At 36.5% G+C, this 17,746-nt stretch carries 16 protein-coding genes; 3 read left to right on the forward strand and 13 right to left on the reverse strand.

Annotated features, from left to right (window positions below; all coding sequences use genetic code 11):
* Window position 1: 1 nt before the first annotated feature.
* The 8 genes from ACKTTZ_RS13440 to ACKTTZ_RS13475 all read right to left on the reverse strand — a co-directional run bounded on the left by ACKTTZ_RS13440 (window position 2) and on the right by ACKTTZ_RS13475 (window position 9,223).
* Window positions 2-415, reverse strand: a complete 414-nt coding sequence (locus ACKTTZ_RS13440; RefSeq protein ID WP_051934459.1) for a GxxExxY protein — start codon at window positions 413-415, stop codon at window positions 2-4.
* Between the two features lie 99 nt (window positions 416-514).
* Complete coding sequence (gene fahA, locus ACKTTZ_RS13445) at window positions 515-1,762, reverse strand: fumarylacetoacetase (RefSeq protein ID WP_079240643.1); 1,248 nt, start codon at window positions 1,760-1,762, stop codon at window positions 515-517.
* A gap of 54 nt (window positions 1,763-1,816) precedes the next feature.
* Window positions 1,817-2,278, reverse strand: a complete 462-nt coding sequence (locus ACKTTZ_RS13450) for a hypothetical protein (RefSeq protein WP_079243851.1) — start codon at window positions 2,276-2,278, stop codon at window positions 1,817-1,819.
* A gap of 70 nt (window positions 2,279-2,348) precedes the next feature.
* Entirely contained in the window at window positions 2,349-3,479 is a 1,131-nt protein-coding gene (gene hppD, locus ACKTTZ_RS13455; RefSeq protein WP_034697426.1) for a 4-hydroxyphenylpyruvate dioxygenase, read from the reverse strand.
* Window positions 3,480-3,716: 237 nt separating this feature from the next.
* Window positions 3,717-4,508 carry a hypothetical protein gene (locus ACKTTZ_RS13460; protein WP_034697425.1) on the reverse strand — a complete coding sequence of 264 codons (792 nt, stop codon included), beginning with the start codon at window positions 4,506-4,508 and terminating at the stop codon, window positions 3,717-3,719.
* Window positions 4,509-4,648: 140 nt separating this feature from the next.
* Window positions 4,649-5,923 carry an acetyl-CoA hydrolase/transferase family protein gene (locus ACKTTZ_RS13465; protein WP_034697424.1) on the reverse strand — a complete coding sequence of 425 codons (1,275 nt, stop codon included), beginning with the start codon at window positions 5,921-5,923 and terminating at the stop codon, window positions 4,649-4,651.
* A 220-nt stretch (window positions 5,924-6,143) separates the two neighbouring features.
* Window positions 6,144-7,655: a succinate CoA transferase gene (locus ACKTTZ_RS13470; RefSeq protein WP_034697423.1), complete on the reverse strand. Its 1,512-nt coding sequence runs from the start codon at window positions 7,653-7,655 to the stop codon at window positions 6,144-6,146.
* Window positions 7,656-8,071: 416 nt separating this feature from the next.
* Entirely contained in the window at window positions 8,072-9,223 is a 1,152-nt protein-coding gene (locus ACKTTZ_RS13475; protein ID WP_034697422.1) for a homogentisate 1,2-dioxygenase, read from the reverse strand.
* A 123-nt stretch (window positions 9,224-9,346) separates the two neighbouring features.
* Here ACKTTZ_RS13475 and ACKTTZ_RS13480 point away from each other — a divergent pair, with 123 nt between their 5' ends.
* On the forward strand, window positions 9,347-11,416 hold the full coding sequence (locus ACKTTZ_RS13480; RefSeq protein WP_407845798.1) for a TonB-dependent receptor plug domain-containing protein: 2,070 nt from the start codon (window positions 9,347-9,349) through the stop codon (window positions 11,414-11,416).
* Window positions 11,413-11,874, forward strand: coding sequence for a thioredoxin family protein (locus ACKTTZ_RS13485; RefSeq protein ID WP_407845799.1), 462 nt, complete (start codon window positions 11,413-11,415; stop codon window positions 11,872-11,874). The genes ACKTTZ_RS13480 and ACKTTZ_RS13485 overlap by 4 nt, the downstream gene beginning before the upstream one ends.
* Before the next feature lie 308 nt (window positions 11,875-12,182).
* Here the strand turns inward: ACKTTZ_RS13485 and ACKTTZ_RS13490 are convergent, their stop codons facing one another.
* Window positions 12,183-12,653, reverse strand: a complete 471-nt coding sequence (locus ACKTTZ_RS13490; protein WP_407845800.1) for a cupin domain-containing protein — start codon at window positions 12,651-12,653, stop codon at window positions 12,183-12,185.
* A gap of 3 nt (window positions 12,654-12,656) precedes the next feature.
* A complete protein-coding gene (locus tag ACKTTZ_RS13495; protein WP_407845801.1) occupies window positions 12,657-13,646 on the reverse strand; it encodes a zinc-binding alcohol dehydrogenase family protein in 990 nt (329 codons plus the stop codon).
* Between the two features lie 91 nt (window positions 13,647-13,737).
* On the opposite strand from ACKTTZ_RS13495, the gene ACKTTZ_RS13500 reads away from it, so the two are divergent.
* Window positions 13,738-14,115 carry a helix-turn-helix domain-containing protein gene (locus ACKTTZ_RS13500; RefSeq protein WP_034697438.1) on the forward strand — a complete coding sequence of 126 codons (378 nt, stop codon included), beginning with the start codon at window positions 13,738-13,740 and terminating at the stop codon, window positions 14,113-14,115.
* Between the two features lie 308 nt (window positions 14,116-14,423).
* Here ACKTTZ_RS13500 and ACKTTZ_RS13505 read toward each other — a convergent pair whose 3' ends face one another.
* From ACKTTZ_RS13505 to ACKTTZ_RS13515, 3 genes are read right to left on the reverse strand one after another with little or no spacing between them, the layout of a single operon-like run.
* Window positions 14,424-15,278, reverse strand: coding sequence for a glycine betaine ABC transporter substrate-binding protein (locus ACKTTZ_RS13505; RefSeq protein ID WP_407845802.1), 855 nt, complete (start codon window positions 15,276-15,278; stop codon window positions 14,424-14,426).
* Window position 15,279: 1 nt separating this feature from the next.
* Window positions 15,280-16,107, reverse strand: a complete 828-nt coding sequence (locus tag ACKTTZ_RS13510) for an ABC transporter permease (RefSeq protein WP_407845803.1) — start codon at window positions 16,105-16,107, stop codon at window positions 15,280-15,282.
* A gap of 1 nt (window position 16,108) precedes the next feature.
* Entirely contained in the window at window positions 16,109-17,359 is a 1,251-nt protein-coding gene (locus tag ACKTTZ_RS13515) for a glycine betaine/L-proline ABC transporter ATP-binding protein (protein WP_034697410.1), read from the reverse strand.
* Window positions 17,360-17,746 lie beyond the last annotated feature (387 nt).

Here is a 17,746-nt window from a genome sequence, read left to right on the forward strand (position 1 = left end):
TTCATTCTTTAGGAAGTTCTTTAAATATCTTAGATACAAAAGATTCACAACCTTCGTGATAAAGGTTTGTGACATTAAAATTGACTAATATTGAACGAGGAACTTTTAAAAGATTCATATAGTTGATGGTTTGTGCCTTATGAATTTGATGAATCTCAGCAACTGACTTCAGTTCTAAAACAATTAATTCTTCAATTAAAAAGTCACATTTTACCTTACAATCTATTTTATTTCCTTTATAGAAAAATGGTATTTCAAGTTCACTTCTGTATTTTAAACCTAACAAATTAAATTCTTTTTCTAAACATTGATGATAGACTTCCTCATATAAACCGGGACCAGCCAGTTTATGAACTTCTATACAAGCTCCAACGATTTTGTAAGATAAATCATTAACTAATTTTTGAGTCATCATAATGTAAGAAAATGAAAATCGTAGATTTTCAAAAAACTAAAGTGAACTTAATTTTACCATTATCATATAACTTTAAAAACTAAAGTGTTTAAATAATTATTAAAGTGTTGGAATAATTTTACCGGAAACTTCCCCGAAACCTACTCTCACACCATCTTTTTCAGCCCAAGCCTTCATGGTAACGGTATCATTATCTTCAATGAATTTTCTTTCTTCACCGTTACTTAATGATAAAGGATTTTGCCCTCTCCATGTAAGCTCAAGCATAGAACCGAAAGATTTTGGATCACTTCCTGAAATGGTACCGCTGGCATATAGGTCACCTACTTCCACATTACATCCGTTCACGGTGTGGTGTGCCAGTTGCTGAGTCATATTCCAGTACATGTGTTTGTAATTGCTTTCACATATCAGGTTTTGATCTCCGTTTTCAGGTTGGATATATACTTCAAGGTTGATATCGTAATTTTTATCACCTTCAAATTTTAAATACTCTAAAACTTCAGGATCCTGAGTTGGAGAAGCTGTTCTGAATGGTTCCAAAGCTTCAAGCGTAACCACCCATGGAGAAATTGAAGAACCGAAGTTTTTCGCAAGGAATGGCCCTAGCGGAACATATTCCCAAGATTGGATATCTCTTGCAGACCAGTCATTGAAAACGACCATTCCGAAGATCGCATCTTCTGCATCTTTGGTAGAGATACTTTCTCCCATCTCTGTATTTTTATTGATGATGAAAGCCATTTCCAGTTCGAAATCCAGTTGTTTAGATACTCCGAAAACCGGTTTGTCTGCATCTGCGGGTTTCGTCTGACCTTTAGGACGGTTGATTTCCGTTCCGGAAACTACGATAGAAGATGCTCTTCCGTGGTAACCTACCGGTAGATGTTTCCAGTTGGGTAATAAAGCATTTGCCGGATCACGGAACATTTTTCCTACGTTGGTAGCATGTTCGATGCTGCTATAGAAGTCTGTATAATTCGGGATGTGAACAGGCATCATCATTTTTACTTTATCCAGGTCATAGAAAGCTTCTTCAATGGTTTTCTGATCTTTTGATAAAGTTGATCCTTCCTGTAGTAAAGTTTGGATTTTAGTACGAACAGCGTTGGTAACAGGTTTACCAAGTTCGATAAATTCGTTGATGGTATATGCTTCAAAAACATTGTCGTCTAATCCTTCAATATCTTCAAAATAGCCAAGATCGTACAATGTAGCAAGATCAATGACCTGATCTCCGATTCTTGTACAGCATCCGATATATTCTTTGTTAAAAACTGCGACTCCGAAAGGAATATTGTGTATAGAAAAATCCGAATTTGAGGAGTAGTCTACAAATGATTTCATAAGTTTAGATTTTAGTTAGATTCAATATGATCCGGAGAAATTCCCCCGAAACATTTATTTGGTCTTTTTTGAGTAAGATGCTTCATCAATCCACCTATCTCTGGTATTGACATCGATAAGGTACAGAATGTTATCCTGTTGTGTCAGCAATAAAGTTTTGGTGACAGGCATTGGGATTTTTTTGTTTTCAAGCATATCTGCTCTTAAAGAAATAATATTTTTTTTCCTGATGATATCACCGGTGAAAACATTGGAACTGCTTTCTCCTGTTGCTTTATCATCGAAAACTTCTACATAAGTGGCATTATTCCCTTTGATAATAATAAAGTCCCTCTCCGTATGGTCGGCTTCATCTTTAATGAAAACAAACTTTTTGTTGTCAATATTTACATTTTCAAGATGTTGATTGATGCCTTTTCTTTGTTCAAGCCGGTTAAGGATTTCATTCAAAGTTCCATATTGAGCTTTAAGCCCTAAGGTTCCCAGAAGGAAAGTCCCGATTAAAAGTTTTCTCATATACTGTGTTTTATAAAAAAGTTTTGCCAGAATACTGTATTCTGACAAAACTTATATTTTTAATGTAAAATTAAAGATTACCTCTTCTTTCCTGCTCTCTTTCTAATGCTTCGAACAATGCTTTGAAATTTCCGGCACCAAAACTCTGTGCACCGTGTCTTTCAATAATTTCGAAGAATAGAGTAGGACGGTCTTCTACAGGCTTCGTAAAGATCTGTAATAAGTATCCTTCTTCATCATGATCAATAAGTATACCTAACTCCTGAAGTTTTTTAAGATCTTCATCAATATGACCAACTCTTTCAGGAACCATGTCGTAATAGGCTTCCGGTGGAGCTGAAAGGAACTCTACACCACGTTTCTTCAATTCAGTTACAGTGTGGATAATATCCTTTGTTGCCACAGCGATGTGCTGTACTCCTTCACCTTCGTAGAAATCAAGATATTCTTCTACCTGAGATTTCTTTTTACCTTCTGCAGGTTCGTTAATAGGGAATTTAGCATATCCGTTTCCGTTTGACATTACTTTAGACATCAATGCAGAATATTCTGTATTGATCTGCTTATCGTCAAAAGAAAGGATGTTCACAAATCCCATTACTTTTTCGTACCATTCTACAGTTGGGATCATTCTGTTCCAGTCAACATTTCCTACACAGTGGTCTACATATAATAAACCTGCTTCTTCAGGCTTATAATCGCTTTCCCACTTTTCATAACCAGGCATGAAAGCTCCGTTATAATTTTTTCTTTCCACAAACATGTGAACGGTTTCTCCATACGTGTAGATACCGGACATTCTTACCTCACCATGCTCATCAGTTAACGTTACAGGCTCTAAATAAGGTTTTCCACCTCTTTTAGTTGTTTCTTCGAAAGCTGCATAAGCGTCATCTACCCAAAGTGCCAAAATTTTTACTCCGTCACCATGTTTTTTTACGTGCTCACTGATAGGAGATTCAGACTTAAGTCCTGTTGTTAATACCAATCTGATTTTTCCCTGTTGAAGCACATAAGATGCACGGTCTCTTACTCCTGTTTCAGGACCCGCATAAGCTACAGACTGAAAACCGAAAGCGGTTTTGTAATAATGGGCAGCCTGTTTTGCATTTCCTACATAAAACTCAATATAATCTGTACCGTTAATCGGTAAGAAATTTTCTGCTTGAGCTATTTTCTCGGCAAATGTAAGTGTTGACATATTTTCTCTTTTACTTTTATTTTATTGGTATGCAAATTACAAAATTCTTAGATATGGCGAAAATATTCCCAAGGATTCATTGAATATATTTAACATAACGTTAAAGAAGAGTTTACTTAAGTATATTTAAGTTTCATAAGTCTAAAATCATCTGCCTACATTTGTTATACAAAAGACAAGTGAAAAAAAATATTTCGAAACATGAAAGCCGCAGATACTCTCTACGGCTTTCTTATTTTAGGTTGTTTCAATTTTTCTGTTGAGCATTCCCGCATCGGGATTATAGTTATCCCAGATCTTCCAGGTGTTATTTATTTTTTTGATAAAATAAATTTGTGTACTCAGTTGATTGACAAAATGTTCTTCTCCGGTTTCACCTACTTTAAAAAGAAGATTCCAGAATTCCTGAGATTCCAGGATTTTTTTCTCCGGATCATCAGTGACCACCTGAATATCAAAAACTTCATAATTGGATCTGTTGTTCTTGGTCACCAGCTGGAAGTCTTTATCACACAATTCTTTACTGAACAGCGAAACCCTTTCCAGGAATGGAGAATCATCAAAAACCAGATCTTTAAAAAGCTTGGTATTATGGTTGGGAAACTGTTTACAAAACTCAAAAGCGGTGGCACAGTATTCATAAACCATCTGCGTAAGATAAGACTGGTCATCCGTTTCCTCTTCTTCCTGTTTCTTATATCTGATGGTAAGGATGTAATCATTAAGATCTTTATATCCTAAGAAGATGCATATTTTATCAAGTGTTTTAAGAAATCTGAGATCACTATGGGTTTTATCCTGATAATCGTTTTCAAAAAAACGTTGTAAGGTTACATGAGAAATGGTATTTCCGATTTCAAATTTTTTTCCTCCTTTCAGTTCTTCAGCTTCAGAAAGCTCATCTTTAATAATTTCGGAAAGAATAATATAATGGCTTCTCTTCCATTCATTCACATTCCCCAAAACAGAATTCCTTACCTTGGAATGTTTTACCACTTCGTCTCGTATCGAATTATATATAGTTTTCAATTTCCTTGTTTTTGAAAGAGTTTTATCAAATATACTGCCAAAATTTTAATATTTTTTTATCAATTTATGATGAAGAGTTCAAAATTTGTTTTAATATTTCAATTTTAAAAAGCAGTTGTAAGGACTTTATAGTTTGATAATCAGTGTTTAAATCTTTCAAAAGCAGCTCTTTCCAGCATTTCTCTGTCATCAGGATGAGCAATACTGATAAGTTCCTGTGCTCTCTGGCGAAGGTTTTTCCCATACAGATAAGCTGTTCCGTATTCAGTTACCACATAATGAATATGTCCTCTTGTGGTTACTACGCCCGCTCCCTGTTTAAGAAAAGGAACAATTCTGGAAATTCCTTTTTTGGTTCTTGCGGTGATGGCTATGATAGGTTTTCCATCATCACTTAAAGCTGCACCACGCATAAAGTCCATTTGCCCTCCGATTCCGCTGTACTGCATCGTTCCGATAGAGTCGGCACATACCTGTCCTGTAAGATCTATTTCGATGGCAGAGTTGATGGCTACCATTTTTTTGTTCCTCATGATGTTGATCGGGAAATTCACTTCACTTACATCTCTGAAGGCAAAGATTGTATTATCGTCCACATAATCATACAGTTTTCTGGTTCCGAAACAGAAGCTTGTAATGGTCTTATTGTCGTTATACCCTTTGTATTTGTTGTTGATTATATCATTCTGAATCAGATCAATAACTCCATCGCTCAGCATCTCTGTGTGAATTCCCAGATCTTTGTGATTGGTAAGGCATTTTAAAACAGCATCAGGAATCGTTCCGATACCCATCTGCAGCGTTGATCTGTCTTCAATAAGCTCTGCTACATTTTTTCCGACGAGCATTTCTTCAGGGCCTACTTTAGAACCATAGTCTACGGTCGGAAGTTCCTCTTCATGCCAAACCAGTTTGTGAATTCTGCTGATATGGATCATTCCGTCTCCGTGGGTTCTTGGCATTCTTGGATTAACAATGGCTACAATGATTTTTGCTGTATCTACAGCGGCTCTTGCAATATCTACCGAAGTTCCCAATGTACAGAAACCATGTTTGTCCGGAGGAGAAACTGTAACGATCGCTACATCCAGAGGAAGTATATTTTTTCTGAATAAAATAGGAATCTCACTCAGGAAAACGGGAACAAAATCTCCGCGGTCAGAATTCACAGCATCACGCACAGGAGTGGAAACAAATAAAGAGTTGATAAAAAAACTGTCTTTGTATTCCGGTTTTGCAATTTCCACATTTCCCTGTTGGGTAATGGAAACCATTTCCACATTTTGCAAACGATTAGACTGTCTTGCCAGCTCATCAATAAGGTAATTGGGAGTACAGGCACTACCGTGAAAAAAGACACGGTTTCCACTTTTTATCGTATATATTGCTTCTTCTGCGCTGATGTAATTATTCATATTTTGTATTTTTAAAAAGGGGGTTAAGGATATTTTTATAACTCATAAAAATACCTCTCTTCTATCAAAGATAATCTTTATAATTTTATATTCATATAAATATATTGAGGATATTGAACAGACTTTTATCATATGAATAAACCAGCTTTGAATTAAACAGGAAGGACTGAATGTGTTGGCATTCAGTCCTTTCGTTTTATCTGTTGTTTTGATAAAAATCTTAATTAGCTATTTCTACAGCTGTTTTCTGCTTCATACTTCCGGTTTCTGCAAATCGTAAATGCCAGCTGAAAGATTCTTGTAATAAATGTGGAGTATGACCTCCTTTTTCACAGGCTCTGTCGAAGTAAGATTGTAGTTCTTCCTTATAATCCGGGTGAACACAATTGTCAATGATTTTCTGGGCTCTTTCTCTTGGTGCCAATCCTCTTAAGTCAGCTAATCCGACATCTGTTACCAGAATATCTACATCATGTTCTGTATGGTCAGTATGAGAAACCATTGGAAGAACATGGGAAATATTGTTGCCTTTTGAAGCTGCCTGAGTCACAAAAATACTTAAATAAGCGTTTCTTGCAAAGTCTCCGGAACCACCGATTCCGTTCATGATTTTTGTTCCTCCGATATGAGTAGAGTTTACATTTCCATAGATATCGAATTCAATGGCAGTGTTGATAGCAATTACTCCCAGTCTTCTGATCAATCCCGGTGTATTGGAAATATTTTGAGGTCTTAAAACGAATTTGTCTTTATATTTTGACAGGTTTCCCAGAACTCTTTCATAGCATTCCTGAGAAACGGTAATGGATGATGCAGAAGCAAAGCTTAGCTTACCGGAATCGATCAGATCGAATGTACTGTCTTGTAGCACTTCGGAAAACATTGTCAGGTCATAAAAATTACTGTCTTTGAATCCCGTCAGAACAGCGTTGGCTACTTTACCGATGCCTGCCTGCAGAGGAAGTAAACGGTCTGTAAGACGTCCCAAAAGAACTTCATTTTCAAAGAAAGCAAGAAGATGTTTGGCGATTGCTGTTGTTTTTTCGTCCGGTTCTGCAATATCCGCCGGGCTGTCTTTACGGTTGGTAAATACGATGGCCTCAATTTTTTCAGGATCTACAGGAATACTTTTTCTCCCGATTTTGTTCCATGGCGCAACAATTGGAATAACATTTCTGTAAGGATAATCTTCTGCCTGGTAGATATCATGAATTCCGTAAACTTCTTCAGGAACTTCCGTATTGATTTCAATAATAACCTTTTTAGCCAAAGCCGCAAAAGTCACTGAATTCCCTACAGATGTGGTAGGAACAATACTTCCGTCTCTTTCAATATAAGCAGCTTCGATAATGGCTACATCAATGCTTTGAAGATTTTTGGTGTGAAGAAGCTCGGCACTTTCACTCAAATGCTGGTCGATGAAGAGAATTTCACCATTATTAATTTTGTTTCTTAAAATAGGATCTACCTGGAACGGCATTCTTTTTTTCAGAACGTTGGCTTCTGCCAGTTTTCCATCGGTACCGTGCCCCAGTGAAGCTCCGGTCATCAAAGTGACTTTCAGGTCTTCTGTTTTTCCTCTTTCAGCCAATGCCGGTAAGATGGCTTTGCTGTCACCTGCTTTTGTAAAGCCGCTGGACCCAATGGTCATACCGTCTTTAATGATTTTTACAGCATTTTCGGCTGTGGTTACCTTTTGGTGTAAACTTTCTAATCTGATTCTTTCTAACATGTAATATTGATTTTGTTTTAAACCACCATTACTTAGGATGCGATATGAAAAATAATGATGGTAAATATGTTAACCATACCTCACAAATTTACGAAAAAAGACGCTTTAAATAAAGGATTTAAAGCGTCTTTTGTATGTATTCAGTAATACTTTTTTTATATGAGCTTAATAGATTTTTATTGTTAAATTAATCTATTTTGAATTTTTAACCATAAAAGTCACAAAGGCTTATGGCTAAACACTTTACTTTAATAAAAAAAAACAGTATGAGTGCTGCATAAAGTTCACATTAGACGAAAATCTTCGATTTTCAAAAGCTTAAGTGCTCTTTTTGGTAAGCATTATTTGCTTATAAGGCTTAAGTGTTTAAATCTTTTGTGACTTTTGTGGTTGATATTAAAGTTTATAACTGTTGACTATTCCAGCCATGAAGTTTTATAAGAAGGATCTTCTACTTTTAAAGCTTCTTCTGTAATTTTTAACGGGCGGAAAGGATCTACCATTACGGCATATTCTTCCGTGAATTTTTTACCGATACTTCTTTCCATAGCACCAGGGTGAGGTCCGTGTACAATTCCGCCAGGGTGAAGCGTGAAGTCCATAAGGTCAATGTGGTTACGGCTCATGAAATCACCTTCTGTGTAGAACAGTACCTCATCAGAGTCAATATTAGAGTGGTTGTAAGGCGCCGGAATAGCCTGTGGATGATAATCATACATTCTTGCACAGAATGAACATACCACGAAATTATGTCCTTCAAAATTCTGGTGAACCGGTGGCGGTTGGTGAATTCTTCCGGTAATCGGTTCGAAGTTTTTGATATTGAATTTGTAAGGATAAAAATAGCCGTCCCAGCCTACCACATCAAATGGGTGTGTGGCGTAGATGAAGTCGGTAATCTGGTTTTCTTTTTTTACTTTAATTAAGAATTCTCCTTTTTCATCGATAGGTTCTCTGTAAGTAGGAGCAATCATATCTCTTTCGCAGAATGGAGAATGTTCCAAAAGCTGTCCGAATTCGTTTCTGTATCTTTTCGGAGTATAAATAGGAGAGTGGCTTTCTAATACAAAAAAGACTGTATCATCAGATTTCAGTTCTACCTGATAAATGGTTCCTCTCGGAATAATCAGATAATCTCCCGTTACGAATTCAAGATCTCCTACAAATGTTTTCAAAATTCCGGTTCCGTTATGAACATACAAAAGCTCATCACATTCTGCATTTTTGTAGAAATAATCCATCGATTTTCTTGGCTTTGCCAATCCCATTTTCAGGTCGTTATTCATCAAAAGGATCTTTCGGCTGTCCATAAAATCGTCTTCAGGAGTGACGTTCATTCCCTTAAACATTCTCGGAGCCACATTTTTTTCCACTGCTATTTTTGGAGTAACATCTTTCGGCTCACCGATAGATTTAATCTGTGTAGGGCGGTGGATATGATATAACAGAGAAGAAATACCATGGAAGCCTTCTGTACCGAAAAGCTGCTCATAGTAAAATTTATCTTCCGGAGACTTAAAGATCGTATGCCTTTTTGGTGGGATATTTCCCAGTTGATGATATCTCATTTTACTTTCATATGTAGTTTCTCAAATTTAATCATTTTTCATGAATTGGCTCAACCTATATTTTTTGCATTAAGTTTTGTATTTGAAAAATAATTGTTAGATTTGTCTAACAATTTTAATTTCATGAAGCGAATATTATTTTCTATTACTTTTTTATCAACCTATTGTTTTGCGCAGGAGACCGATAGTTTGAGTTTATCACAGACTAAAAATCTGGATTCTGCGAGAGTTACGAAGAGGGAAATCAAGACAAGTAACATTGAGGATGTAGTGGTTACCGGTACCATAAAACCGATGAGCAGGTCTAAAAGTCCTGTTGCCGTAGAAATTTACAGTCAGAAATTTTTTCAGAAAAATCCTACTCCCAGCATTTTTGAAGCCATTGCGATGGTAAATGGGGTAAAACCTCAGCTGAATTGTTCAGTATGTAACACAGGAGATATTCATATTAATGGACTGGAAGGACCTTATACGATGATTCTGATTGACGGAATGCCCATTGTAAGTTCACTTTCTACCGTGTATGGACTAAGTGGAATTCCGAATAGTTTGGTAGACAGAATAGAGGTTGTAAAAGGACCTGCTTCTTCAATCTATGGTTCTGAAGCAATGGGAGGTGTAATTAATATTATCACCAAAAATGCACTGACTGCTCCTAAATTAAGTGTTGATCTGATGACATCGAGTTGGTTTGAAAATAATCTGGATCTTTCCACCAAATTCAACGTTGGGAAGAATGCAGCTTCATTATTAAGTTTAAATTATTTCAGTTTTCAGGAAAGAATAGATCAGAATAAAGATAATTTCACGGATACCACTTTACAAAGCAGAATTTCCGTATTTAACAAGTGGAATTTTAAGAGAAAAGAAAACAGACAGGCAAGTTTTGCTTTGAGGTATCTGTATGAAGACCGTTTTGGCGGTGAAATGCAGTGGAATAAATCTTTCCGTGGCAGTGAGGAAGTATACGGAGAAAGTATCTATACCAACAGAGCAGAGGTTTTCGGATTGTACGAATGGCCGATGAAAGAGCATATCGTGACACAGTTTTCTTATAATTATCATGATCAGAATTCGTTTTATGGATCAAACCCATTCAATGCTACACAAAAAGTGGCTTTTGTACAGACGTATTGGGACAGAAGTTTCGGGAAACATGATATCACGGCCGGACTTACCTTCAAAAGAACTTTTTATGATGATAACACTCCGGGAACATTAGCTTCAGACGGTATCACGAATGCACCGATGAAATCTCCTATCTGGGGAGCTTTTATCCAGGATCAGTGGGAAATTAATGATAAAAATACGTTGTTACTTGGGTACAGATATGATTATGATAAAGTACATCATTCCGTACATTCACCGAGGTTTGCATGGAAATTTAATCCTAATCCGTATCACACTTTGCGTTTCAATTTTGGAACAGGGTTCAGAGTGGTTAATTTATTTACGGAAGATCATGCTGCATTGACGGGTTCGAGGGAAGTGGTAGTAAAATCTGACCTGAAGCCGGAAAGATCCATCAACGGAAACCTTAATTATATCTGGAAAATTCCGGTAGGCAGCCGAATGGTGAATCTTGATGCTTCTGCTTTCTATACTTATTTCAGCAATAAAATTGTAGGTGATTTTGATTCTGATCCTAATAAAATTATTTATGACAATCTTCATGGATATGGAATTTCAAGAGGTGCTTCCCTGAATGTGGATTTCAGTTTTCAGTTTCCTTTGAGTGTTAATCTGGGGGTTACTTATCTGGATGTATATCAGAAATTTGATAATGAAAATCAAAAAACACAGCAGCTGCACGCTCCGAAATGGAGTGGTACTTATAACCTGACCTATAAATTCGCGAATAACCTGACTATCGATTTTACAGGACAGTTTTACGGACCAATGAGGCTTCCTGTTCTTGTGAATGATTTCCGCCCTGAATATTCACCCTTTTATTCTTTGGCCAATATTCAGGTGTCCAAGAGTTTTAAATCCGGATTTGAAGTGTATTGCGGGATGAAAAACTTATTCAATTTCAGACCTAAAGATCCTTTGATGAGACCATTTGACCCGTTTGATAAGCATGTTGATGATCCTATCAATAATCCTAATCATTATACTTTTGATACCGCATACGGTTATGCACCGATGCAGGGGATCAGAGGTTTCCTGGGAGTAAAATATACTTTAAAATGAAAAGAATAGCTTTATTTTTAATGTTAGTGCCCTGTTTTTATCTGTCTCAGATGAAGACAGGCACTTTTTCTGATCTTGAAGTTCAGCAGAAAGAAAACCCGAAGCCGGTGGTTATTCACCTTTATACGGACTGGTGTGCAGTCTGTAAGATTGAGTCTTTCCGTATGAGTAAAGATAAAGAGCTGGTTGATATGATCAATGACAATTTTTATTTTGTCAATTTTGAGGCAGAGAAGACAAAGGAAAAAATCCATTTTCAGAATCAGGAGTTTGAATATCTGCAGAATGGAAACTCCGGAATTCATGAGTTGGCACTGGCTTTATCAAAGAATAAAAATCAGCCTGTTTATCCTTTATGGGTATTCCTGGATAAACATCAGAATCTGGTGTATTATCAGGAAGGGCAGATGACACCTGAGAAAATGAAGCAGAAGCTGTTGGAGATTTCTGCTTTGTAAGTTGAGAGTTTTTTTGAAAAACACAAAGTTGTTTTTATTTCCCGCGGATCACACAGATTACGCAGATGTTTGTGTAAAATCTGCTAGATCAGTGGAGTTTTTTTATGTTTCTGAGTTTTGTTGGAAAAACGCAAAGGCGCAATTTTTTTTCTTTCTTCTGTCTTAAGTCGCAAGGATTTTATCTGTGATAAAATTGTATATCCCTAATACTTTATAAATAATTCCTTGCTGAAAATCTTTGATTTTCTTGCGCCTTAAAAACAATACATTATTTATTTTTCTTTGCGCCTTTGCGTTTTTCCAACAAATTAAATTTCTGCATCTATCAAAACAGCCAGCTGAATACAAGGTTCATCAGAACGGTTGCTCCATGCATGATTTGTTCCTCTTTGAATGACAATGTCGCCAGGTTTCAGAAGAGTTTCACCTTCTTCCATGATGAGATAGAGCTCACCGGAAAGAATAATGATATAATCAAGTGTAGGCGTTTGATGCATCATCGGATGAGGTTCATTCTTTTTCCATTCTACTCCTAAATTTTTATCTGGAGGGACTACAACATATCGAAAGTAAGTGCCATTTTTAGGAGTTTGCGGAAATCCGGTATTGGGGATTCTGGTTTCAAAGTCCAGACTGGCTGGCATGGTCTGGGTATTCCACACATCGGAAATGATAAGTCCCGGGAAGTGTTCTACAGCATTTTCTACCTGCATGTCTTCAATAATGACAGATTTTCCGTCTTTTATTCCTGTTACGATTCGTCTTGGTATTTTGTTCATAGATTAATGTTTCATGATAAGTTTATGACCTTGAGTCTGATTATTTTTTAGAATAGAATGTGCCTGCAGAACAGTCTCCAAAGAAATATTTCCAACGGTTTTATATCGTGGAGGAAGAATAGTTTCGTTTTCAATGAGTGTCTTGATGGTAAGCAAACTGTTTTTATAGTACTCGTATTTTTTAACCATTCCATACGTATAATTGGAGATATTCATCATCAGAGTTCCTTTGTTGAAAAGGGTTTCGTGAGCATCTTTTGTAACCAAAGCCGTCACATCTACATACATTCCGTTAATTTTCAAAACGTCTGCAGTGACTTCTGACATGTAATTTCCTACCAGATCAATTCCATATTCGAAAGGCTGATCGTTATTGGCTTTTAGAATATTACTGATAAGATTTTCCTCTTTATAATTGATGATCTGATGGTTTTTCAATCCCAGATTGAGAAGAATCTGTCTGTTTTCTTCGCTGCCCACTGTGGCTGTGATTTGTTGGATATTATGTGCTAATAAAAGTTTGATCAGAAATGAACCCACGCCTCCGGTTGCTCCCGTTACCAGAACTGTATTTTCCGGATTTAATTTCAAACGGTTAAAGATCTGTAAAGAAGTCATCCCTACTGAAGGAATAGCAGCCGCCTGTTCAAACGAAATATTTTTTGGTTTAAAGGAAACAATAGCTTCAGGAACTACAATATATTCAGCGTAAGTACCGTTGCTTCCCATAGAGCCGCTTCCACAGTAGACTTCATCTCCAATATTGAATTCTGTAACATCAGAACCTGTATTCACTACAATTCCGGATAATTCTCTTCCCAATATGGGTGAACTGATCAGTTTCCGTTCCAATTCATTTTCCAGCATCTGATAATCGATGGGATTGAAACCGCTTGCTTTAATTTGAATTAAAACTTCATTGTTTTTGGGTTGAGGCTGCTCTGCCAGTCCGTCTTCCAGTTTTCCGTTTTTATTTAAAATAACTGCTTTCATACATTTAATTTGATACACAAATGTAAAGAGGGAATAGTTTATATTTGCTACTAGTTAACCAATGGTAACTAGTTACCTTCATGAAACTATTATGGCAAAAATCATTGAAAACGGCATCGAAAGAGAGGCCAGCTGTACAGAAGAATTGTTTGCAATGCGAGACAGTCTGGATGTTTTGGGAGGAAAATGGAAACTGATGATTTTACGGTATCTGACGAACAGACCGGATCAGATGATTCATTTTAAAAAGCTGGAACGCAGTATTGAAGGAATCTCTGCGAAAATGCTGAGCAAAGAATTAAAAGAGTTAGAAACCAATCTTTTGATCACAAGGACTATTCAGGATACAAAACCGATTACGGTAACGTATGCAGTGACGGAATATGGAAAATCAGTATTTCCTGTAACGGAAACATTAGTCAATTGGGGAATAATCCATCGGGAAAAAATCAAAGAATCAATGGGATAGTTATGAGATAGTGGAAAACACAAAGACGCAAGAATTTTCCTTTAAATAGGCCTTAAGGCGCAAGGATTTTATCTTTGATAAAATTTAATTCTGTTGAATTTTAACTGAAACAAACTTGCTGAAAATCTCCTATTGAGCGAAGTCGAAATGTTCTTGCGCTTTAAAGAAGTATATTATTAAATTTCTTTACGTCCTAGCGATTACTAATAAATATTGCTTCATAGAGAAAAGATCAAATAATCTATATTGATGAAAAAATCCTCAGACTCATATAGAGTTGAGGATTTTAAATACTACCAAATTGTTTATTAATTTTTATCTAACCACAACTGTACGAGTTCAGAGTGATCTTCCACCCATTCTTTGGCCGTAGCTTCTTTGTTTTTACTCTGTTCCATTTTCATTAAAAGATCAGACATATTTTCATCATCAAAATGAATTTTGGAAAAGAATTTAGCCAGCTCCGGATGATCTTTTGCAAAGCTTTTTCTGGAATAGGTTTTAATCTGTTCTGCTTCACCAAATATCTTTTTGGGATCATCAAGAAACTTCAGCTTCATTTTACCAAACATCCAGTGAGGCTGCCATCCGGTTACCACAATCCATTCTTTACGCTGTATGGCATTCTGTAATTCGGTGATCATGGCAATGGTAGAGGAGTTGATCTGCTGAAAATCCAGTTGATAATCAACAATCGCTTTATCTGTTCCGGTGGTTAATCCGGCTCCTTTTTCAATTCCAATAATTCTTTGATTGAATTGATCTTTATGCTGATTGAGTTCTTCAATGGAATTAACAGGAACGTATTCCGGTACAACCAATCCTATACGACCGTTATCATAATTGGTTCCAAGATGAGCTAATCCCGGAAATTTAGCCAGTTTTTTAGCATGGGTGTAAGGAAGCCAGACTCCCATGAAAAGGTCTGTATCTTCATTATTCATCGAAGCCAGGATCATATCCGTAGAAGCTTTTTGAATAATCACATGATAACCTTCTTTATCCAGAATAGCTTTAGCAACATGTGTCATTGCAACATCTTCTGCCCAGCCGTCTACCATTCCTATGGTGATGTATTTAGAGTTTTTTATGTTTTCACACGAACTTAATATTGTAAATATCAACACTAAAACGGGTAAAAACAGATATTTTAATTGTTTCATCTTATTGCTTTTTCTTTACAAATCCCTGAGTAATACGGTCCAGGATAATGGCTAAAATCACAACGGATAAACCACTTTCAAATCCTAATCCGATATCCAGATTATTAATTCCTTCAAGTACTTTCTCTCCCAAACCGCCTGCAGCAATCATTCCTGCAATAACAACCATGGATAAGGATAACAATATGGTTTGATTAATTCCCGTTAAAATTGTTTTCATCGCTAACGGAAGTTCTACCTTGAAAAGGATCTGACGGTTGGTAGCACCAAAAGCTCTGGCAGCTTCTACAATATCTTTCGGAACGGCTTCAATTCCCAATGTCGTTAATCGTACTGCTGGTGGCATGGCAAAAATAATGGTTGCAAAAGCACCCGGTACTTTACCGATACTGAAAAACAGTACAGCAGGAATCAGGTAGACAAATGCGGGCATGGTCTGCATTAAATCCAGTAAAGGACGAATGATTTTGTCGGCTATTTTGCTTTTCGCAGCTAAAATTCCCAAAGGGATAGAAAGAATAAGAGCGGTAATGGAGGAAACAAAGATAAGTGCCAGTGTTTCCATGGTTTCTTTCCATAGTCCCATTAAAAATATTAAACTTAATCCGGCAGCGGTTACCACAGCGATACCTTTTCCGGCTTTCCATAATGCCAACAGGGTAAAAAAGAGAATGATTACATAAAAAGGGGTGTTTGTTAAAATCCATTCAATTCCCATAATGGATGAATTTCCCAGATGTTTTATGACATCAAATACAGGCTTTCCGTTTTCTGTGAGCCAATTGATTGCAGTTTCTACATATTGGCCTATATCTATAGTTTTATTCATCTTATTGATTGTTTGCGATTTCTTTTAATTCTATGATCTCTTCTTCGTTAAACTTGGTAGCTTCTATGACAAGCGATAACTGGGTTACTAGACCTAAAAATTTATTGTCTTCATCAATTACGGCAATGGACGATTTATTTTCTGAGATCAGCGGCAGCATTTCTTCTACAGTCACTTCAGGATAAACCGAAGGAACATTACTGTTGATAATAGATTCTACCGTAGGTTCTTTCTTTTTGGCGATGCGGACCACATCTTTAAGCGTTACAAAGCCAAGAAATTTATTTTGAAAATCTACCACAGGTAAGTTTTCCAGACCTGTAGCCCTCATTTTTCTTAAAGCTCCTTCAGGACCGTCTTTTCTGAAACGTACCACCGTCGCTTTGTCGAACATCAAAGATCTCGCAGTGATAATGGTCTTACGGTCTACTTTCTCTACAAATGCTTTCACATAGTCGCTTGCAGGATTGGTTAAAATATCTTCCGCTGTTCCTATTTGCTCTATGACCCCATCTTTCATAATGACGATACGATCTCCGATTTTAATGGCTTCGTCCAAATCGTGGGTAATAAAGACTATGGTTTTTTGCAATGTATTCTGCAGTTCAAGCATCTGATCCTGCATTTCAGATTTGATCAATGGATCCAGTGCGGAGAAGGCTTCATCCATAAGCAATACTTCAGGATCGTTCGCTAATGCTCTTGCCAATCCTACTCTCTGCTGCATTCCTCCGGAAAGCTGGGAAGGATATTGGTTTTCAAAGCCGGTTAATCCTACGATATCCAGAGCTTTCTGTGCTTTTTTATCGCGTGAAACTTTGTCTTCTCCTCTGATCTCCAGTCCGAAACCTGCATTGTCGAGAATTGTATGGTGGGGAAGTAATCCGAATTTCTGAAATACCATACTCATTTCTGTTCTTCTTACTTCCAGCAGTTCTTTGTTGTTTTTTCCGGTAATATCATCGTCATTGATGAATACTTTTCCTGAAGTAGGTTCATTCAGTCTGTTAAGACAGCGCAGTAGAGTAGATTTTCCACTTCCCGACAATCCCATAATAACAAAGAATTCTCCTTCATAAATTTCAAAACTGGCTTTGTTGATTCCTATGGTACAGCCTGTTTTTTCAAGAATTTCCTTTTTGGAAAAACCTTTGTCCAGAAGTTCCTGTGCTTTTTCTTTGTTTTTACCAAAGATGATCGTCAGGTCTTCCACTTTAAGTTTTACTTTTCGAGTGTTTTCATTTTTTTCCATATTCAGAATTTTTCAATTAATAATTTGATATAAAAAATTGTACACCAATTCATTATATACATTTAGCTTTCGTTGTTCTGCTGCTGAGAATAGGATAAAATAGTTTGTTAAGCCTTTATTGATAAAAGCTTTAAACAAAAAAATAACAGCATAAAGACCTGCTGGCCTTATGTTTATTTTAAATATTTCAATAGATTATACTCTAGAAAAAGAGTGTATTATGTAAAAAGAAACTGATCTTTTACATAGATTCTACAATTAAATTACTGATGAGGTAATTACAGATATGTGTACTGAACAACTTGAATGGCTACATTTTATCAAAATGCTTGCCAGCATCAAAAAACTGTATATCAATTTTTTATGACGGTGCAAATTTACGAATTT

This window comes from Chryseobacterium sp. KCF3-3, assembly GCF_045865955.1.
Lineage (GTDB): Bacteria > Bacteroidota > Bacteroidia > Flavobacteriales > Weeksellaceae > Chryseobacterium.